This is a genomic window from Chryseobacterium sp. SIMBA_038, from assembly GCF_046535115.1.
Taxonomy (GTDB): Bacteria; Bacteroidota; Bacteroidia; order Flavobacteriales; family Weeksellaceae; genus Chryseobacterium.
This window is the reverse complement of the sequence record NZ_JAWRXH010000006.1, coordinates 1-20,638: the sequence shown is the minus strand read 5'-3', so window position 1 is coordinate 20,638 and position 20,638 is coordinate 1. Positions and strand designations below refer to the sequence as shown.

The window sequence follows — 20,638 nt, the reverse complement described above, 5'->3', positions numbered from 1 at the left end:
ATTAATTCCTTTTAACATTTGTTATAATTATTTGAATCAAACAAATTCAAACCAAAAAAAAACAATAACAACCACGAAATACTGTAACTATGAAAAACAATTTAACATTAGCAGGATTGCTGTTTACGTCAGTTCTCTCATTTGCACAAATAGGTATTAATACCTCGAATCCTCAAAATTCACTACACGTGGATGGAGCAAAAGACAATCCCGCAACAGGCGCTCCCTCAGCTGCTCAACAAGCCAACGATTTTATCGTCACCTCTACAGGAAGCACCGGAATAGGTACTACAACTCCTAACACTTCAGCTATTTTAGACATCAGTTCTGCAAATAAAGGAATATTGGGACCCCGAATCAGCTTAACATCTTCAACCATGCAACTTAGCGGTAACCCTAACGCAACAGGTCTGCTTATTTATAATACCGGGCCGGTTTTGAGCCAAGGATATTATTTCTGGAATGGTGCCGAATGGCGAGTTTTTAACACATCATCCGGAAACAATAGCGGAACCAACACGTTGGCAAATGTTGAAAACATAGCAGTGATCGGTCCCTTAGTAGCAACCAACGAAAACGGAAGAGTAGGATATGGTCTTTCTATCACAACCCCTGATGGTAAATTTTCGATAAGAACCTTTATTCCTACTGACACAGGCTTTTCTTTCGTTAATATACAAATCAGAAATAATAGTGCTGCCAGTGTAGATATTATAGCAAACGAACATTGGCTGTGGGGAGGATCTGGCGGAAACCAGCAAAATCAATTAAGACTTCCTCCCGGAGTTTGGGCAGGAGATGGTGGAATTGACGGAGCCGGACTTATCGTTGCCACAGCACAAACAGCTTCTACATTTCCATCTTGGGGAAATGCTGAAACTTATGCTGCAGGAATGCCTGAGCATCGTCTTTACGCATGGACAACGACTAACGGAAACGACAAAGTTTTTTATAAGCTGGATTATATGATGGGTTCATCAACTTACTCCAGCCAAGGAAATGCAACAACATGCCCCGCAGGAATATGTAATACAACTAAAGCATTTTTCACGATCGATCAAATCACTGCACCATAAAAAAACAAAAGGGAGTTCTTAAAAAACTCCCTTTTTTAGATATATACAGAAAATGAAATCGACAATTTACAAGCTTACAAAAGACTCTAAAATAAAAATTATTAATTAATTTATGTAAAATTAACATATTTATATTAAAAATAATTGTAAATTTATAACACTTTAACACTTAATTCATGGAAAACCAAATCACTTATCACTATGAAAAAATTATTACAAATCATTATTTTCGGCATCATTGCCTTTTCGGTAACAGCGTGTAGGCACTCTGCAAAAGAATCAGAAACCCTTACCAACACTATACAACCCGTAAATACGGATGACATCACCAAAGATGTTTTCACGGATACTTACGGAGATCAAATGGAAGTTGCGATCAACAATTCTAAAAACACAATGACTGTACATCTGGATGGCAAAACTTATGAATTGAAAAAAAGTGAAGACCTTCCCGAGTATACTGCTTCCAATGCAGAGTATCAATATTCAAACATCAGAGGGAATATTACTTTCCTGAAAAAGAATGTTGATATGGTTCTGTTCCATCATACTAAGGAAAAGCAACAACCAGCTTCCACTAAAATGGCATCGTATTAAAAATTATCACGCATTAAAATTAAAACTATGAAATTTTTATATAATCATTTAGCAAGTCTGTTTTTGGTGATGTTTTTGGCATCGTGTATGAGCAAACCTATGCCTCCTACTCCTCCAACAACATCAAATGATATTACAGGAAAAACCTGGAGACTCACAGAAATCAACGGTAAACCAATCGCTCTTAAAAATCCTAAAAGCAATCCTTATTTTTCATTAAATATGAAAGAAATGAGATACGAAGGAAATGGCGGATGCAACGGCGTTGGCGGAACTTTCGAAATCAAACCTGAAATGATGCGCATCAAATTCAATCAAGGAATGTCTACCATGATGGCCTGTGATGATCTGGAAACCGAACAATTATTCACAAAAGCTTTATTGGCAGCTGATAATTATTCTGTAAACGGTAATACATTAAGCCTTAATAAAGCAAGAATGGCTCCTTTGGCAAAATTTGTATTACAGGAATAACTTCATTTTTATAAAACACATCAATATAAATGAGTCACTCTACATAATGTAAAGTGACTCTAATTTTTCTGCATTCACCGTCTTCATCAATTTTTTTTTTTCATCTCACAAGAATCCTTGTGCCTTTTCTACATTTACCATCTTCATAATATTAGTGTTTTTTCACATTTACCTTCTTCATTAATTTTTTTTTTCATCTAAATTAAAATGTAACTGAGGGAGTTACTTTTTTGTGGATAAAAGATAACAGAAGAAATTTCATCAGTCTGTTATCTTTATACACAAACACAACTAAAATTATTTTTTCAACTAGTGTTTTTTTATCTATTTAATTAATTGCCGTAGCAACAATCGAGTTTTCTGACCAACTACCGCCAACACCTGCTAACTGAGCACCTGCTACCGTTCTACTAGCTTCCGTACCTCCAACAACATATCTATAAGTCTTATTTCCTCCAGAAGTATTATTGATCTGAATAGCACCAGTTGCAACGTTATATTTTTGCCCTCCAGTATAGGGTCCTGCAATTTGAAAACTAATTAAAGTAGGTCTGATAACGTCTGCAGATTGTATTCCTATCTGCCCTGCTGTCGTTAAGTTTTGATCTGAGAATGTACTTCTTACAAACATCCAGTCATCCGCAGCTAAAGTTCCGCCAGGGTTTATAAGAAGCGTAACGGTAACCATCCACTTCCCGGGTGGCAAAGTAACAGATGAACCTGTATATCTCATATCTGTACTTTTAGCGAAAGGAAGATTATAACCACCTCCTAAATTTCCTATTACAGTCTGACTTCTGGGAGCCTGCCATTCTGCGGTACCATTTGCATCCGTCGCGGTCAATACAGATCCAGTTGCTACCGTCCCGGCAGCAGTATTTTCAAATCTTCTTGTTCCAATCGTGTGGAAATTAGCTTGCGGGTCAACCGTTCCAACACCTACCCTTCCATTCTTATTCAATGTCATTAGCGCATTTCCTGTAGTTGGAACTCCTGCAAAAAGCTGTAATACATTTTGTGCTGCTCCGAATCCATAGAAGTCATCTCCTGCAGTACTGTTCCATATTGCTAATTTTTTTCCTGCAGATGTTCCTAAATCCAAAATATTGTTTGGTGTAGCTGTCCCAATACCTATTCTATTGTTTCGTGCATCAACATTAAAGGTTGTTCCGTCAACAGAGAAGTGACTCGTTCCCGTAGTTGCTGTACTTGTAAATGCTAATGTATTACCAACTTGATTTACAGTACGATTTCCTGTAAGACTTCCATTTTGATTGTAAATATTGGTATCCGGAGAAGTTCCTGTGTTTATTTTAACCCAAACCGTTCCATCAAAATAATAATAACCTACCGCATTGATGTTTGCTGCATTTCCGCCAGTGCTTCCGTTAGCAATACTGTTTACATAAATCATTGTGGAAGTTGTAACTCCCGTCATCGTTTGTGCTTTTAGTCGGTCTACTCGTGGAACTAATAACCCTTCCGGTGTAGTGCCTGCTGTAGATTTAGCCACAACATCCAGGGTTGCATTTGGTGTTTGGGTATTGAAACCAACCTGCGCTTGGGCAATACCACCGATAATAAGGGCAATTGTTAAGGTAATCTTGTTTTTCATTTGTCTTAGTGTTGATTATTTTTTCTTCCGGCATTAAAATCATGTTGAATATTTTCTTCACCAAAATGATTTATCGCTTTTAGAAAGTTTTAAAGAGCTGTTGTGTTAAGCAGATCTTTAAGGTTTATATTAAATTTGTATTTTATTTTGAATTGAATTCGAAAAAAAATTAATTAGAATTTCACATTTAATTAAAATTTTATTTTCTTACTAAACTACGTTGCAAATGTAGAACCAATAGGCGAAAAAATGAGTACTGCAATTTCACTTCAAAAACACAATACACTGATTTAAAGTAACTTAAAAACACTCATGAAGTAATCATGAAGTGAATAAAAATCAATAAAAAACTAAACAAATAGTGGAGTTATTATCGAAAATAAATTATTCTAAATAAGTTTGGCATAGTAAAATATGTGACATATCTGAAAAGAAGACTGGACTTTTGTAAGATCATACAACATTGGAGAATCCTTTGAAATTAAACATGAAATAATATTTATCACATTCAACCAAGATTAACCTGTGAAGATTTGAAAACCTAACAATTACAACTAATCATAATTATTCTATAAACGGAAATACATTAAGCCTTAATAAAGCAAGAATGGCTCCTTTGGCAAAATTTGTATTACAGGAATAAATTCATTTTTATAAAACACATCAATATAAATGAGTCACTCTACATCATGTAAAGTGACTCTAATTTTTCCGCATTTACCGTCTTCATTTATTTTTTTCATCTAAATAAAATGTAACTGAGGGAGTTACTTTTTTGTGGATAAAAGATAACAGAAGAAAATTTTATCAATCTGTTATCTTTATACACAAACACAACAAAATATTTTTCACCTAGTGTTTTTTATCATATTATTTAATTGCAGTAGCGTAAATTGCGGTTTCTGCCCAAGTCCCTGCAAAGTTTTTGATAACTGTAGCGGCATTAGGACTTCCTCCTGTAACTGTATTTCCTGCAATATATCTGTATGTTTTAGCCGCAGTCGTTGAATTATCAATAAAAATCGTACCCTGTGCAACATCAAATTGTTGAGCATGCCCAGCTACTGCAGGTCCCTGTACTTTAAAACTCATCAAACTCGGAGATTTTACATCACCAGAAATTCCAAGAGTTGCTCCTATTGCAGGATTTCCTTCTCCAAAACTACTTCTAACATACATCCAGTCATCACCATCAAGTACCCCACTTACTCTAATAAGCTGGGTAACTGTAACCGCCCATTTTCCCGGAGGTAAAGTAATCGATCTTCCTGCATATTTGTAATTTCCATCACCTGCAAAAGGAATATCTAAACCTGTTGCTACATTCAATACACCAATTACAACCTCAGTGGCCGGTGTTCTCCATTCTGCAGTACCATTTACATCTGTTGCAGTTAATACTGAACCTGCAGTAACTGAACCCGCAGCAGCATTCTCAAATCTTCTCGTTCCAATTGTATGGAAATTAGCTTGAGGATCAATTGTTCCAACGCCTACTCTCCCATTCTTATTCAATGTCATCAACGCATTTCCAGTAGCCGGGGCTCCTGCAAATAACTGTAGAACATTGGCAGCATTTCCAAATCCATAAAAATCATCACCGGCAGCACTGTTCCAAATTGCTAGCTTTTTTCCGTTACCCGCACCCAGATCTAAAAGATTATTTGGTTTCTGTGTATTAATACCAACCTTTCCGTCGGTAGCAATAGTCATACGATATCCACTGTTAGCTACAAAGGACAAAGGATGATTACTAACTGTACCAAAAGAAGCAAAATCAGTCCCCAGATAAGATCTTAGCTTTACCGTTCCGCTGGTATGCTGAAATCCGGCTCCGGCTGCATTGATGTCAACTGCTGTTTCAGGAGTTGCTGTACCAACACCGATTCTGTTATTTACAGCATCAACATTCAATGTTGTTCCGTCAACAGAGAAATGACTCGTTCCTGTAGTTGCTGTACTTGTAAATGCCAATGTATTACCAACTTGATTTACCGTACGATTTCCGCTAAGATTTCCGTTTGTATTATAAATATTTGTGTCTGCGGAAGTTCCTGTGTTTATTTTAACCCAAACCGTTCCGTCAAAATAGTAATAACCTACAGAATTGATATTAGCTGCAGTTCCTCCCGTACTTCCGTTAGCAATACTGTTTACATAAATCATTGTGGAAGTTGTAACTCCCGTCATTGATTGTGCTTTTAGTCGGTCTACTCTCGGAACCAATAACCCCTCTGGACTAGCACCTGTAGTAGATTTAGCTACAACATCCAGGGTTGCATTTGGTGTTTGGGTGTTGAAACCAACCTGCGCTTGGGCAATACCACCAATAATAAGGGCAATTGTTAAGGTAATCTTGTTTTTCATTTGTCTTAGTGTTAATTGTTTTTTCTATCGGCATTAAAATCTGATTTATTGCTTTTAGAAATTTTTAAAGAGCTGGTGTTAAGCAGATCTTTAAGGTTTATATTAAATTTGTATTTTATTTTGATCTGAATTCGAAAAAAAATTAATTAAAATCTCGCATTCAATTAAAATTTTATTTTCTCACCAAATTACGTTGCAAATGTAGAACCAATAGGCGAAAAAATGAGTACTGCAATTTTACTCAAACCCCATAACATGTTGATTTAATTCAATTTAATAACATACATGCAGTAATCATGAAGTGAATAAAAATCAATAAAAAACTAAACAAATAGTGGAGTTATTTCGTAATATGTGATAAAGAAATAAACTTTGGCATAGTAAAATATGTGACCATCAATTTAATTTTTTCTTCAATCCTATTTTATGTTCCTCCAAGAATCTCAAAGAAATAAGACATTACATCATATTGGTTTGCTATCGAAAATACTCCGGTTGTTTGATTAAGTCTTAAAGTGGTTGTTCCTTGTACATAATTGTCCCAGCCAATAGATGTTCCATTACTGGTTAATAATGGTTTGGAATTTCCATAAGCATCTTTAATATTAATGTCAACAAACTTAATCGGGTTTGATGGCCCCGTTCCAATTATCGTAAACTCACCATAGGTATAAGATTGGGCAATTTCATTATTTGAATTATTACTGGCATCCACATAACAGACAAAACGTACACGTGCTATCGTATTTGTATTGGGTAATACAGTAAGGTTGAAATTTCTTCCCGGTCTGTATCCGCCCACCACACTTGTAAAACCTCTTGGAGGTATCGTCATTTGTCCGTTATCTTTATCTACATGAAGCGGCCTTGCATAATAAGCCCATCCTGGTATGTTTCCTGCAACAGACTGGCTTAACCTCATCGTTCCTTCTATATCAAGACTATGAGAGGGTGTTGAAGTGCCTATTCCCACTCTATTATTAGCAGCATCTATAGATAAGTTTTTTTGATTTACAGAAAATGCATTAGTTCCTGTTGCATTAAATGCTAATCTATTCGCTCCTTCATCCACTATTCGATTTCCTAGCAATGCTCCGTCAATACTATACATATCATGATCAGTATCAAACTTAGTCCATAAATTTTCGTCGAATTTATAGTATCCGACAGCATCTATATTCACTGCAGTTCCCGATAGAGTTCCTGTGGTAACATCATTTACATAAATCATTGTAGACGTTTTTATTCCGGTCATTGACTGTGCTTTTTCTCTATCAACTCTTGGTATCAAGATACCTTCAGCTATTGTGGAGTTTCCTGTGGAGTTTTTAGCCTTAATATCAAATGTTGATTCAGGTTCAACAGTATTCACTCCTATTTGTGCAAAACCGACAGCATGAGCTAAGAATAAAAAAGAGATTAGCATTAAATTTTTCATTTTCTTTGTAATTAGCATTTATATTCCTCCTAGAGATTCAAAAAAGTATGTCATTTTATCAGTAGAGTTTTCTATTGTAAACTCCCCCGTTGTCTGATTCAGTCTTAAAGAGGTTACTCCCTGAGAGTTGTTATCCCAGCTTATTGTTGTAGGATCACTAGCGATCAGCGTTTTGGGATTTCCTTCACTGTCTTTTATATTAAGATCAATAAAGCTGATCCTGCTGGAAGTTCCTCTTCCCAGTATGGTAAAATCTCCATAGGTATACGCCTCAGATTCATTATTTTCGGTTGCGCTGCTGTCGTCTACATAGCATACGAAACGTACTCTTATTATTGTATTTGTGTTAGGAATATTGGCGAGGGTATAGTTTTGTCCCGCTTTATATCCACCTGATACTGTTGTAAAACCTCTCGGAGAAGTTATTACCTGACCTGTTGTTGTATTTACATACAATGGTCTTGCATTATTTAGCTGTGTAGAATTATTTTCAGCAACTGCCTGGCTTAGCCTTGCCGTTCCTTCTATGTCTAATGTTTGGGCAGGAGTAGCCGTACCGATTCCTACTCTGTTATTGGCTGCGTTTACAGAAAAAGTGGTTCCGTCAACAGAAAATGCATTGGCTGCAGTTCCCGTAAATGCTAATGTTTTATCACCCTGATCTACTGTTCGGTTTTCTGTGAGAGATCCGTTGGTATTATATAGATTGGTATTTTGATCAACTTTCGTCCAGAGAGTACCATTGAAATAATAATATCCTGTTGTATCGATATTTGCAGCTGTCCCTGCTAGTGTTCCTGTTGCAATATCATTTACATAGACCATAGTGGAAGTTGGCATTCCGGACATAGACTGTGCTCTTTCTCTGTCGACTCTTGGTATAAGCAATCCTTCAGGAGCTGTGGATATTCCCACTGAATCCTTAGCTTTAATATCAAGGGTAACCTTAGGATGAGGGGTATTTATACCTACTTGCCCGAAAGCAAGGCCTGAACATAGTATAGCAGATAAAATAATATACTTACTCATTTTTACTGTTTTTAAATTTGTTTTTGTGTGTTTTTAGAATCGTAATCAAAAAAAAGTGACCGGTATATTTTTGATTGTTTGCGATAAATTTTCTGTTGCAAATCTACCACCAACGGCAGTAAAAATTCCTACTACAATTTAACTACTCTATTGTAAATTACTTTAAATCAATATATTACAAGCTAACAGAAGTATAATTGAAGTATGTAAAAAACAGGCTTTTTTATTAGAATTATTTTATGAATTTTAAAAATTTGAAACTTTTCATTAATTTTATATGAAGTATTTTTTTAATCTTTACTTTTGTTTAATATAATTTTTCATGAACTTCTCTATTAATTTTATATTAAAAGCACTTTATCTTTTCACCATATTACTGGCAACACAGTATATGTCGCAAAATCATACTTTAGCCGAGCTTGATACTATTACCCGACAGTACAAGAATAAAGGTGATCTGGAAGGTGCAATGAAGTTTAATGTAGAAGCCCTTAAACACTATGAAAATGATAAAAATTCAGAAGGTATTGCAAGTACATATATCAACATAGGAAACCTTCTCTGTACACTCAACAGACATAAAGAAAGCCTGGAATACCTGGATAAAGCTGAAAAAGAAATCAAAAAAACAAAAGATCCTATCATAAAATCAAGATTATACAGTGAATATGGTAGAAATTATGCATTGTTGAAATTACTAAAACAATCTAATTTAATTTTTGACAAAGCCATTAATTACGCATGGAAAATCCCTTCCCAAAAACAAAGAAATTATTATTTATATTATAATTACGCCTGGAAATGGGATAATTTCGATAATCTGAATGAGCTGGATTCTATGCATATGATGCAGAGAAAGTGCTTGAAAATTTCATCTGAACCTTTAATATTTGTAAAAATTGCAGATCAGTATGTTTCAAGAAAAATACATCTGGATTCTGCTGAGTTTTATCTTAATAAAGCCCTTCCGCTGGCTTCAACAGGAAAATACCCGATCCGCCAGAAAGCAATGGCCTTAATAACATTCGGAAATCTGTATACTGAAAAGAAGGAATATGAAAAAGCGTTGGATTATTATCTTCAATCTCTTGCCGTTTCGCAAAAAATGAATAGCAGCACAGATATACGAGAGGCGTACAAAGCTATTTCAAGAACATATAATTTCCTTAATGACAAAGAAAAAGCGCTGGAATATTACTCTAAATATTCTCTTCTAAGCGATAAAATTGTAAGTGATGAAAAAAAAGCGCTTGGTATTGCAGTAGAAAAATCTATTCAGGAAAAAGAAGATGAGAAGAGTAAATTCTATTTGGTAATTTGTACTCTTGTTATTCTGTTTTTAATAATTGGCTACTTTATCCGAAGAAAATATATTCAGAAGCATAATAAAAGCAAAGAGATCATTGAAGAAAAATCTATTGAAACAGATGAACTTAAAAAGAAAATCAATGTATCTTTTGATGAGGTCACAAAGTTAGCCAAAACCAATGATCCTTTTTTTCTGACCCGTTTTAAAGAAGTGTATCCGGAATTCTATGAAAGCTTAATAACTCAGCATCCAAATATTACCAATCACGATGTAAAATTCTGTGCCTATCTTAAACTCGATCTTTCTAGTAAAGAAATTGCCCAATACGAAAACATCACCGTACGAGCAGTAGAGACAAAGAAATACAGGCTTAAAAAGAAATTGGAGCTTCCTGCCGAAACAGATCTTCAAAGATGGATACTTGATTTGTAAAATATTAAATCTTAAGATTTTCTGTAAATAAAGTAACAGACAAGAAGGCTTAGATTAACAAGAACAGAAAAAGCATTAGATAAAATAATGGGCAGTTCGTCCTTCATAATTCCGTACCATACCCACAAAGAAACACCGGTAATAAGCACCAACAGCATAACGAGTGAAAGATCTTCCACATTTTTTTCTTTCAGGACTTTTATCAATTGGGGAATCATTGAAGCTGAGGTAAGCACACCTGCAACAATACCTAAAACATTTTCATTCATGGCTTTATTTCTAGCTTGAAGATAATGATTTTCGTAGCATTTATGAACTTTAAATATATTATTTTCGAATATTCACGCCTAACATTTTTTTAACGCAAAGAATCGCAAACTTTTTTTGAAATGATTGAGAATATTTTTCGTTCGCAAAGGCGTTTCACTCAGCGAAGAACGCAAATTTTTTAATTATACCAGATATTATTTTATTGAATTCAGAAAAACATTTAAATCTGTTTCTTTAACCAGACCTATTTTATATTTAATCTTCGTTTTATACACTCTCACACTTCCCGGAGTAATATTTTCTAAAAGAGAAACTTCTTTGGAGGATAAATTTAACCTGAAATAGACGCAAAGCTTTAATTCGTGTTCCGTTAAAAAAGGAAATCTCTCCGAGATCTTTTGCATGAATTGTTTGGTTTCTTCAGAACTTTCGCCAATAAAATCATGGTTTTTCTGATCAATTTGAAGAAGATTATTAATCTTGAAAAGCAAATCCTTAACGGTTTCTTCCCCGTTAATATTTTTAGATTTTTTTATTTTCTTCAGATTTTCTAAAAATGCTTTTTCAGTTTCTATTTTTAAATTAAGATTAAGATGCAGGTTTTTAATTTTTCCTTTCTGAAGTTCAATATCTTTTTCAAGATCTTCCTTATCATTTTCCAATAGGGTATTCTGGCTTTCCAGCAGGCGCCTTTCTTCCTTATTTCTCTTTCTTATTCTAATAATGGCTCTTATAAAAAATATGATGACAACAACTGCCAAAATGATCATTAAAGCTGTTTTTTTCCGTTGATCTGCAATTTTGTAATCATATTCCTGATTAATATTTTTAATAATATAACCGTTAAGAATATCTGAGACAGCATCTAAATCCCGAACTGTTTCTTTGTAAAATAAATTATTATACATTTCCAATTTCTTGGAATATAACTTGAGATTTTCAAAATCATTATTCTCAGCGTAATAGTTCTGAAGTAGTGTACATGCCGTTATTCCATCCTTTGTACTTTCTAATTTAGGCAGAGTTGCTACAACCCTTTCAATAAGTTTTTTGCTGCTCAATGGCATATCCATATATTTATATACTTGAAGCAATTCTGCTGAATTTCTAATAATGATATATGGATTTCTATTAGCTTTTGCCATTTGAAATTCAATTTGCTCATTATAATATTTTATAGCATTCGTATAATCTTTTTTAATAAAATAAAATGAGCCTAAATTCCCTTTCATTAAATTAATGAAGTAGAGTTCACCTTCCGTTAATGATTTTTTGTTTTGAAGTATTTTAAGACCATATAAAGATAATTTAATGCTTGAGTCTATTCTCCCCATTCTTTGGTCGCACAAAGCAAAATTATTATACATAGAAGCGATATATAAAGTATCTTTTCTACAGAGACTGTTCAACCCTTTTCCGAAATAAAGTTTGGCCTGATAATAATTATTGTGGTTAAAATACCATCTTCCTTTCATGTGATACAAATGCGGTAAAAAGGTCTTTTTATCAGATTTTTCTTCGATTTTTATAGCGGCATTTAAAAACTGTAAGCATAATTTTGGAGATGCTTCTTCAAACTCAAGAGCAAGATTAAAGTTACAGGCTGTGGTTATATAATCGTACTCATCATTATTAATTCTTAATAATTCGTAGATCAAAGATATTTTTTTGGATCTGTTATCAGGATAAAGAAACATCTCGATATACTTACTACTGATGAGGTATTTTAAATCCTGCGTTTTTTTATATTTTTCGTTTTCTTTAATGTATAAACCATAAATTTTTTCGCGATCATTGTTAAGTGCTGTATATTCTTTATCAAGCTGATAGAAATACTCATTATCATTCTGAGAATGACATGAATACAGGAAAAAAAATGATATTAAATAGAAAATTACAGTCCGATACATACTCTAAATTAGAAAAAAAAAGCCAGTAAAAATCACTTAATTTATTCAAAATTCGGAAATGAGAAATTCAATCTTTAGATAGTAAAAATCAGATTATAAAATACAATTAAAGGTAATTTATATAGTAAAAAAAACTGTTTTTAATGATAATTCTCAACGCTAAATAATTAGATAAAATAATTATGGTACTCCCATAATTTACCAACATTTTCGTCTGTAAAACTAAAAAAATAAACAATTTGTAATAATTCTGTAGTACTTGGAAAACATTCTTATTCGAAGAGAAAATTAATACTCATAAAAATGTAATCTACTAAAAACAAAATTGTTACAAAAATAAAATTAACACTTTATGGTGAATAAAAGACCTCTTATTAACACCAATTAACACCTCATTTTTACCATTTTAAATCTTCACTCCATAGATTTGTTTAAAGTTTTACAGGAACAAAAACAGTTTTTTAACTCTAAATAAAATGTTATGAAGTCTTTTAAAAATATCGATGTAGGGAATCTAATTAGACAAAGAGTTACTGAATCCGAAATAGAAATTCCCAGAGTATGCAATTTTTTCAGCTGTACGGAAGAAGAAATTGAAGAAATGTATGAATCTAAAAGCCTCGAAGCAGATGTTATATTAAAATGGAGCAAATTATTAGAATACGATTTTTTCAGAATATACTCACAGCATCTTATTCTTTTTTCGCCACCAAGTAATGCTTACAGTGCAGATAGGGAAAAAACCAGTGCCCTGCCGCAATTTAGAAAAAATATTTATACAAAAGAAGTAATAGATTTTCTGGTAGAATTAATACAGTCCGGAGAAAAAAACATGAATGAAATAATAGATCAATACGGGATCCCAAAAACAACCCTTCACCGATGGACCGTAAAATACAGAAACCACGAATTTGAGAAAAAAAATAAAAATACATTCTAATTATTAAAAACAACACAAAATGGAAAGAGTAATCCCAAACTACAAAAGAATCTATAATGATATTATAGCAAGAGATCATCCTCACAAAGAGGATCAATGCAAAACCATTTTAAAAAAAGCAGATCTTTCAATGCTTGATGTAATTAAACTCAACAATATTATTTTCGGAATTAAAGATAAAGAAACCCTCGTTTTTAACCAGATGCACCGTTCTTACGACGAAAATACAATCTTGGAAATACTTGATTATCAACATAAAAACAACCTAAACAATACCCAATTGGCCAACCATTTCAAGCTCAGCCGAAATACGGTTACCAAGTGGAAAAAACATTTTTCAAACAGGCATTTGCATTCTTTTAAGGCGTAGCAGTAATGAAAGACAATCCTTAAAAAAACACAATTTAGTATATGCCATAAAGACTAGATATAGAATGTATTGATTTTTTATTTGTGTTTTATTATTAGTGTTTTCCCCCGATCGCAAGGTCTGTAGAAAAATCAAACATCTATTTTTTACCTTAATGATGCCTTACTGAATGTAAATGCCATTATTTAAAATTGTAACCAATCATACAACATATAATTATTAAGTGGAGATAGGAAGCGCAAATATTTATCAATGTTAAAAATTCATCCCCCTTTTACATTGTTTATTTGCGCCCTATTTTTAAAAAAAGTTAGAAAAAAAACATCTTCATAGTAATAGTAAAGTGGAAATAGAAGTTGCAGGGATCTGATTCATGATCTAGAATTAAGTCTTAGAACCTGCATTCTATTTTTTTTAAAAAGATGAATAATTGTATGTAAAATGAACAATATTGTCTCATAAGTTTTTTTAAAAATAAAGTTTGTACAGGAATGCGGACACTCAATCTTGATTTTCAATTTTAAGTGATTCGCATTCTTTTTTTTGTTTTAAATTTTAAAATATGTCTAAAAATCAGATAAAAACAATTCAATTTATATTAAGAACAAATAAATAATAATAAATTATATCTATAAATTACACAATAATATACTATAAAAACTACTTTTGTATTGCAAAACCACAAGTCATGTTTTTAAAATTTTACTTAAAAAAAACATTATATGTTCTCATTCTATTATGTATAAGTAACTATAATGCACAAATATATTCTATAAAAGAGCTCGACAGCCTTTCTGAGAAATACAGAACTGAAGGTAATATTAAGAAAAGTATAGAACTTAATATTGATGCCATAAAAAACTACGAAAAGCAAAACAATAAAGACGGCATAATAGCGGCTTATATTAATATCGGCGGCCTGTTCTGGAATCTTCACCGATATAAAGAAAGTCTGAAATACCTGGAGAGCGCAGAAACAGAATTAAGAAAAATAAAAAATCCTACCCTGTGCGCAAGAATGTATGGAGAATATGCCAGAAATTATGCTTCTCTAGGCCTTTTAGATCAATCTAATACAAGTCTGGATACTTCAATCTATTTTGCGAAACAAATCCCTGACAGAAAGGAAAAAGAAAAACTTTTATACTTTTATTATACCTGGAAAATAGCCAATTTTGAAGAACTTCGCGCTACAGATTCTATTAATTCTACACTGAAAAAACGTTTAAAGATTTCCATTCAGCCTCTTACGTATGTTTATATGGCTGAAAATTTTATTAAAAATAAAAAAACGGATTCTGCTGAATATTATCTAAACAAAGCCAGCCAAATGAGTGGTGATTTTAGTCATTATCAAAAATCTATGACTCTTCTTACTTTTGGCAAACTGCATACTGCGAAAAAAGATTATCAGAAAGCTTTGGATTATTATCTTAAATCCTTGGCCATTTCTAAACAGATTTCGAGAAAAAGTGATATTAAAAACGCTTATAAACTGATTTCTATTACCTATGATTCTCTTGATGATATTGAAAAAAAGAATGAATACCTTCAAATGTATTCCAACATCAACGACAGCATTGCTGAATCTGAAAGAGAAGCCTTGAAAATACCGGTAGACAAGATCATCCACCAGGAAAATGAGAAAGAAAAAAGCGAAAGATTAAAATATTTTATTTTAATATCCGGAGTTGTAGCTGCAGCAATTATTGTCGTTATCCTTCTTACAAGAAGATACATCAAAAAGCAGAAACAGGCCGAGGAAATAATCATCGAGACCATGCATGAAACGGATGAGCTAAAAAGCAAGCTTAACGAAGCTTTTGAGGAATTATCTAAACTCGCCATGACCAACGATCCTTTTTTCCTGACCCGCTTCAAGGAAGTATATCCCGAGTTTTATGAAACTTTGACGACAAAATATCCTAATCTTTCGGCAAATGATATAAAATTTTCTGCTTTTTTAAGACTAAATCTTTCTACTAAAACTATTGCGCAGTATAAAAACATTTCAATTCGTACCATTGAATCAAGAAAATATAGACTTAGGAAAAAACTAGACCTTCCGTCTGATGTTGATCTTAATAAATGGATGATGGAACTATAATTTCTTTGTTAAAAAATAATTTGTAAACCTTTGAATGAAATATTTTGAAGGTTTTTTTGTGACTTTTTATGTAATAACTCCTCAAAACCGTTATTTTAACTTACGTCAAAACTACTACTTAACAAAACACAATCATTTAATAATCAAATACTTAATTACATCAAGTAAATTTGCAGTACTACATTATTCAAAAATAGACTATACATTTGTACCACATTCAAGTTAGTATTTCAAAAAACACAAATTTTGTTTCCTTAGCTTAATAAGGATTTAAATAGTGAGTGTAACCCAAATAATACACTCACTATTTTATAAAGTTTAAAAAATTAATAGAAAGACATAATAAGGTTATTTAAATTTTACTTTATTAATAATTTACAACTTAATTAGAGTGAAGTGGAAGTAGGAATGCAAATATTTAATATAAAGACTCATCCCGTTTTCTATTAAATTTTGCTTCCTCTTTTTTAAAGAAAAAACTACAAGTTTATTTATAATAAGGGTTGGTAGTAAGTGAACTACAAGTAAGCTTACTACCTTTTTTAAAACCTATTGATTTTCAAGAAACACTCTTATTTTTTAAGATATTATATAATCCGATTTATTAAAATTTGCTTACAAATTTAGTCTTTGTGAAGTTTTTTTTCGAAGTAAGTAAATTAGAAAGGCTTGCAGGTATGTTTATTCATCCCGATTTTAAAATTAACATACCTGCTTCCTTTTATTAAAAACTTAAAACACATTTGAAATTAAACACATCTGCGAAAAAAAATTATCAAATCGTCCTATTTTCAGGGCGATTTTTTTGTTAATGGTCAACATATATTTATGTAAATTTTTTATCTTCGTTAAATAAATCACGAATATGTTTCAAAAAAAATTCAGAAAATTAGTATATATTTTATTTATACTCATCATTTCTCAATTTAAATCTCAAACTTATACTTTGGATGAGCTTGAAACTATTACGGAAAAATACCGTGCGGAAGGTAAGATTCAGGAACTTATTGCTTTTAATAAGAAAGCTCTTTCTCAATACCAAAAACAAAGCAATAAAGAGGGTGCTTTTGCAGCCCGTCTCAATATTTCTAATTACTTATCTTCTCAAAAGCAAAACAAGGAAAGTCTAACTTATTTAAACCAAGCTGAAAAAGATATAGATCATATCAAAAGCCCGGAACTCAGATCAAAATTTCATGGGACTTCTGCCCGAAATTATTTTGAATTAGCATTATACGAGCAATCTCTTGAAGGTTTTAATAAATCCGTAGAATATGCCTGGAAGGTATCTGATAAAGAAAAACAAAAAAAACGTTTATATCTTGGTTATTTCTGGAAAATGGCATGTTTTGAAGCATTAAAAATGCGGGACTCTATGATGAGCATGGAAAGAAAAATCTTAAAAGTTTCTCCTGAACCTCTTATTTATATCACAATTGCAAGCCGAAATCTGGATGAAAAAAAGCCTGATTCCACAAAATACTATTTGGATAAAGCAATGACCATCGTTGATAAATCTTCTGTCTATCAGAAAGGAAGGATATTATTCAACTACGGAAGATTATACACAGAAAAGAAAGAGTACGAGAAAGCTTTAGGCTATTATATGCAGGCACTTGAAATTTTTGAAAAAATGAAAAGCAAGGATGGCCAAAGAATGACCTATAAATTAATCTCCGAAACCTATAGCTCTTTAAATAACAACGATAAATCTTCAGAATTCCTACAAAAATATACAATAGTAAATGACAGTATCATCAGTGAAGAAAAAGAAGTCACTCATATTCACGTCGACAAAGCTTTACATCAAAAAGATCAGCATGAAAAAACAGAAAAATCTAAATTATACCTGCTGATATTTGGTATTGTTGCCGGTTTTCTGATCGCAGGATATTTCATTGCCAAAACATATATTAAAAAGCAAAAACGTAAAAATAAAGTCATCATCGAAAAGTCGCGGGAAGCCGATACATTAAAGAAAAAACTGAATCCTGCATTTGATGAAGTAGTACATCTCGCCCAAAGCAACGATCCTCTGTTTCTTACCAGATTTAAGGAAGTTTACGCCGATTTTTATGAAAAAATGTCTATCCGATACCCAAATCTTACTTCTAATGAATTAAAATTCTGTGCCTTGTTAAAATTAAATTTTTCCAGCAAGGAGATCATGGATTATGAATATATAAGCCTTCGAACGGTAGAAACCAGAAAGTACAGACTCAGAAAAAAATTAAATCTTCCTTCGGAGATAGACCTTAACAAATGGATGATGGAACAATAATCCTACATTCCTTTTTTTACAGATAAAACATTTTTATTCCTCCTTATAAAAGCTTGTAATTTTTACAGGCTTTTTTTTGTTTTTCGATCAAAATACAAAGAAATAAACAGAATTGCGGCTTACTGCAATTCTACTTAAAAATCCATATAAATAACTAATTATCAGACTAGTCGCATCTACGTAGTAGCTTAAATCGGCTATTCTGTCAGTACATTTGTACAAGAATTCTCACACAAACTATTTCGAAGAAAAAACCGGTTATTTTCTGAGATACGATTCTAAACACACATTAAGGAAAGAAAAAATAACACAAACAATTAAACCCAAAACAAACAAAATGAAATTTTCTATAGCATAATTGTCCCTCTTCATATTTGTTGCTTTTGAAGGCCGTAAAAACACAATAAAATTTATCACTAAAAACTAAAAAGGAATGATAAAAAAAATAAAAAAGATGATACATCAACTCAAAACCATGTATAGAAACAGAAAGATAAAAAATCATATTGACTGAATAATTCTCATTCAGTTTCTAAGAAAAGCCGGTCTTTTTTATAGATATGATTTTAAACTCACAAAGAAAAATATAAAAAATCTAAGAAATGAAAAAAATTATAATCACAGGATTTCTGTGCATCGGCTCAATTCTCTTTGGGCAGGTTGGTATGAATACTGCCAATCCTCGAGGTGCATTAGACATCAACAAAAATGATCATACTAATAATATGGGACTGATACTTCCAACCAATTCGGATGTGAGAAATATCATTACTCCACAGGGAGGAAACGTGGTTCCCGGAACGATTATCTACGACAGCGCTCAAGACTGTGTAAAATATTATAAAAAAACAGATCAGTGGAGCAATTGCATCAGATTTTCTACAACCGCTGCTATGAAAACAGCAAACAATACTTCTGCAAAGAATACAAAAAGAGAACTATTCAACTCAAAACAAAAATAAGATGAAAAAAACATTAGCACTGGCAATACTTTTTACATGGGTATTGTCTTTTGGGCAAATTGGTATAGGAACTCCCTCCCCCAGAGGAGCCTTAGATATCAATAAACCAACGACCAACAATATGGGATTGGTATTACCTACCAATTCTGATGTCAACAATATTCTGAACCCTTTAGGGGGAGACGTAATCCCGGGAACAATTATCTATGACAGCACCAATGATTGTGTAAGACTATATCAGGGAACTAACAGATGGAGTAACTGCCTAAGTGATACTACCTGCGAACCTGAAGAACCTACACTAAGTTTAGACTGTACGAAACCGACTGTTAAAGGTCAGTTGATCGCAGGTGTTCAGGCTGCCGGTCAAGGTTTTACCATTTCTTATACAGGAGGTGATGGCTCAGCTCATAACGGACAGGTCGTACAATCTACAGGCGTTACAGGATTAACAGCTACGCTAGCTCCCGGAAACTTCAGCAACGGAAACGGTAACCTTATCTATACCATCACAGGTACGCCTTCTTCCGAAGGAACTGCCAGCTTTGACATTAATATTGGCGGCCAGACATGTACTGTAAGAATAGTCGTAGACCCACAAGTTCCGGGCAGTATAGGCGATTTACAATGTGGTAATGCTATACATAATGGTACATTAGCTGTTGGAACGCCGGCAGCATCAAATGTAAATACTAAAATACCTTATACTTCCGGAAACGGTGGTCCTTATGCCGGAGAAGTAGTACCGTCTTTTGGAATAACAGGGCTTACCGCTACCTTATTACCCGGAAATTTTGAAAATGGAAACGGTACCATTACCTATACCATTACAGGAACGCCTTCTTCATACGGTACGGCAATTTTTCCTATCAATGTAAATGGTAATACATGTACATTTTATAGAACAATAGAATCTTCTGCTTTTACCTTAGACTGTAGCAGCGCTGAAGTAAACGGAGTAATTAACAGCGGAGCTAGTGCTACTAATGCATGGTTCAGAATATACTATAATGGCGGAGATGGCAGCAATTACCCCGGAGAAACAGTACAATCTACAGGAGTTACCGGGCTTACGGCTACCTTAGTACCAGGAACGTTCAACAATGGCTTCGGTGGAGTAATTTATCAAATTACAGGGACACCTAATCAATCCGGTACCGCTTATCTAAAAATAAATATTAATGGTAAAATCTGTAACGTTCCCGTAAACGTAAGAGAAGGAGTGACGATAGGTACTATTGCAAGCTTAGACTGTAACGGAGCCACCCATACAGGAACCCTGACAAACGGAGTTGCAGCTTCAAACGTACAATCTGTGATATCCTATACAGGAGGAAATGGCGGAGCACACAACGGGCAGACCGTAACTTCTACAGGAGTGACAGGTTTAACGGCAACGCTGGCAGCAGGTAACTTTAACAACGGAAACGGAGACCTTACCTACACCATCACAGGAACGCC

The 20,638-nt window shown here is 33.2% G+C and carries 15 protein-coding genes and 1 pseudogene; 10 read left to right on the top strand and 6 right to left on the bottom strand.

Annotation, left to right across the window (positions count from 1 at the left end; genetic code table 11):
• Window positions 1–89 precede the first annotated feature (89 nt).
• The 3 genes from SB689_RS16390 to SB689_RS16380 all read left to right on the top strand — a co-directional run bounded on the left by SB689_RS16390 (window position 90) and on the right by SB689_RS16380 (window position 2,147).
• On the top strand, window positions 90–1,076 hold the full coding sequence (locus SB689_RS16390; protein WP_410693187.1) for a hypothetical protein: 987 nt from the start codon (window positions 90–92) through the stop codon (window positions 1,074–1,076).
• Window positions 1,077–1,277: 201 nt separating this feature from the next.
• Window positions 1,278–1,673 carry a hypothetical protein gene (locus SB689_RS16385; protein WP_410693186.1) on the top strand — a complete coding sequence of 132 codons (396 nt, stop codon included), beginning with the start codon at window positions 1,278–1,280 and terminating at the stop codon, window positions 1,671–1,673.
• A 27-nt stretch (window positions 1,674–1,700) separates the two neighbouring features.
• Entirely contained in the window at window positions 1,701–2,147 is a 447-nt protein-coding gene (locus SB689_RS16380) for an META domain-containing protein (protein ID WP_410693185.1), read from the top strand.
• A gap of 328 nt (window positions 2,148–2,475) precedes the next feature.
• Here SB689_RS16380 and SB689_RS16375 read toward each other — a convergent pair whose 3' ends face one another.
• From SB689_RS16375 to SB689_RS16360, 4 genes are all read right to left on the bottom strand, one after another.
• Entirely contained in the window at window positions 2,476–3,762 is a 1,287-nt protein-coding gene (locus SB689_RS16375) for a hypothetical protein (protein WP_410693184.1), read from the bottom strand.
• An 870-nt stretch (window positions 3,763–4,632) separates the two neighbouring features.
• Entirely contained in the window at window positions 4,633–6,129 is a 1,497-nt protein-coding gene (locus SB689_RS16370) for a hypothetical protein (RefSeq protein ID WP_410693183.1), read from the bottom strand.
• 424 nt (window positions 6,130–6,553) lie between these two features.
• On the bottom strand, window positions 6,554–7,567 hold the full coding sequence (locus tag SB689_RS16365; protein ID WP_410693181.1) for a hypothetical protein: 1,014 nt from the start codon (window positions 7,565–7,567) through the stop codon (window positions 6,554–6,556).
• Between the two features lie 18 nt (window positions 7,568–7,585).
• A complete protein-coding gene (locus SB689_RS16360) occupies window positions 7,586–8,596 on the bottom strand; it encodes a hypothetical protein (protein WP_410693180.1) in 1,011 nt (336 codons plus the stop codon).
• Window positions 8,597–8,918: 322 nt separating this feature from the next.
• Here SB689_RS16360 and SB689_RS16355 point away from each other — a divergent pair, with 322 nt between their 5' ends.
• The gene (locus tag SB689_RS16355) at window positions 8,919–10,337 is read left to right on the top strand and encodes a transcriptional regulator (protein ID WP_410693179.1); all 1,419 of its coding nucleotides are present in this window, start codon (window positions 8,919–8,921) and stop codon (window positions 10,335–10,337) included.
• A gap of 11 nt (window positions 10,338–10,348) precedes the next feature.
• Here SB689_RS16355 and SB689_RS16350 read toward each other — a convergent pair whose 3' ends face one another.
• Complete coding sequence (locus SB689_RS16350) at window positions 10,349–10,606, bottom strand: SemiSWEET transporter (protein ID WP_410693177.1); 258 nt, start codon at window positions 10,604–10,606, stop codon at window positions 10,349–10,351.
• A 195-nt stretch (window positions 10,607–10,801) separates the two neighbouring features.
• Complete coding sequence (locus tag SB689_RS16345; RefSeq protein WP_410693176.1) at window positions 10,802–12,517, bottom strand: helix-turn-helix transcriptional regulator; 1,716 nt, start codon at window positions 12,515–12,517, stop codon at window positions 10,802–10,804.
• 481 nt (window positions 12,518–12,998) lie between these two features.
• Between SB689_RS16345 and SB689_RS16340 the strand changes: the two genes are divergently transcribed.
• The 6 genes and pseudogenes from SB689_RS16340 to SB689_RS16315 all read left to right on the top strand — a co-directional run.
• A complete protein-coding gene (locus SB689_RS16340) occupies window positions 12,999–13,457 on the top strand; it encodes a transposase (protein WP_410693175.1) in 459 nt (152 codons plus the stop codon).
• A 19-nt stretch (window positions 13,458–13,476) separates the two neighbouring features.
• A complete protein-coding gene (locus SB689_RS16335) occupies window positions 13,477–13,827 on the top strand; it encodes a helix-turn-helix domain-containing protein (RefSeq protein ID WP_410693174.1) in 351 nt (116 codons plus the stop codon).
• Between the two features lie 688 nt (window positions 13,828–14,515).
• Window positions 14,516–15,934: a tetratricopeptide repeat protein gene (locus SB689_RS16330; protein ID WP_410693173.1), complete on the top strand. Its 1,419-nt coding sequence runs from the start codon at window positions 14,516–14,518 to the stop codon at window positions 15,932–15,934.
• A gap of 865 nt (window positions 15,935–16,799) precedes the next feature.
• Window positions 16,800–18,215: a tetratricopeptide repeat protein gene (locus SB689_RS16325; protein WP_410693172.1), complete on the top strand. Its 1,416-nt coding sequence runs from the start codon at window positions 16,800–16,802 to the stop codon at window positions 18,213–18,215.
• A 602-nt stretch (window positions 18,216–18,817) separates the two neighbouring features.
• Window positions 18,818–19,177, top strand: coding sequence for a hypothetical protein (locus SB689_RS16320; protein WP_410693171.1), 360 nt, complete (start codon window positions 18,818–18,820; stop codon window positions 19,175–19,177).
• Between the two features lies 1 nt (window position 19,178).
• Window positions 19,179–20,638, top strand: a pseudogene (locus tag SB689_RS16315) (hypothetical protein); the annotation flags it as partial.

What these genes read in the sequence shown, in the direction of transcription:
- SB689_RS16375 (WP_410693184.1), bottom strand. Translation starts at nt 3,762, where the DNA reads ATGAAAAACAAGATTACCTTAACAATTGCCCTTATTATCGGTGGTATT.
- SB689_RS16325 (WP_410693172.1), top strand. Translation starts at nt 16,800, where the DNA reads ATGTTTCAAAAAAAATTCAGAAAATTAGTATATATTTTATTTATACTC.
- SB689_RS16350 (WP_410693177.1), bottom strand. Translation starts at nt 10,606, where the DNA reads ATGAATGAAAATGTTTTAGGTATTGTTGCAGGTGTGCTTACCTCAGCT.
- SB689_RS16355 (WP_410693179.1), top strand. Translation starts at nt 8,919, where the DNA reads ATGAACTTCTCTATTAATTTTATATTAAAAGCACTTTATCTTTTCACC.
- SB689_RS16345 (WP_410693176.1), bottom strand. Translation starts at nt 12,517, where the DNA reads ATGTATCGGACTGTAATTTTCTATTTAATATCATTTTTTTTCCTGTAT.
- SB689_RS16335 (WP_410693174.1), top strand. Translation starts at nt 13,477, where the DNA reads ATGGAAAGAGTAATCCCAAACTACAAAAGAATCTATAATGATATTATA.
- SB689_RS16390 (WP_410693187.1), top strand. Translation starts at nt 90, where the DNA reads ATGAAAAACAATTTAACATTAGCAGGATTGCTGTTTACGTCAGTTCTC.
- SB689_RS16385 (WP_410693186.1), top strand. Translation starts at nt 1,278, where the DNA reads ATGAAAAAATTATTACAAATCATTATTTTCGGCATCATTGCCTTTTCG.
- SB689_RS16380 (WP_410693185.1), top strand. Translation starts at nt 1,701, where the DNA reads ATGAAATTTTTATATAATCATTTAGCAAGTCTGTTTTTGGTGATGTTT.
- SB689_RS16365 (WP_410693181.1), bottom strand. Translation starts at nt 7,567, where the DNA reads ATGAAAAATTTAATGCTAATCTCTTTTTTATTCTTAGCTCATGCTGTC.
- SB689_RS16320 (WP_410693171.1), top strand. Translation starts at nt 18,818, where the DNA reads ATGAAAAAAATTATAATCACAGGATTTCTGTGCATCGGCTCAATTCTC.
- SB689_RS16360 (WP_410693180.1), bottom strand. Translation starts at nt 8,596, where the DNA reads ATGAGTAAGTATATTATTTTATCTGCTATACTATGTTCAGGCCTTGCT.
- SB689_RS16370 (WP_410693183.1), bottom strand. Translation starts at nt 6,129, where the DNA reads ATGAAAAACAAGATTACCTTAACAATTGCCCTTATTATTGGTGGTATT.
- SB689_RS16330 (WP_410693173.1), top strand. Translation starts at nt 14,516, where the DNA reads ATGTTTTTAAAATTTTACTTAAAAAAAACATTATATGTTCTCATTCTA.
- SB689_RS16340 (WP_410693175.1), top strand. Translation starts at nt 12,999, where the DNA reads ATGAAGTCTTTTAAAAATATCGATGTAGGGAATCTAATTAGACAAAGA.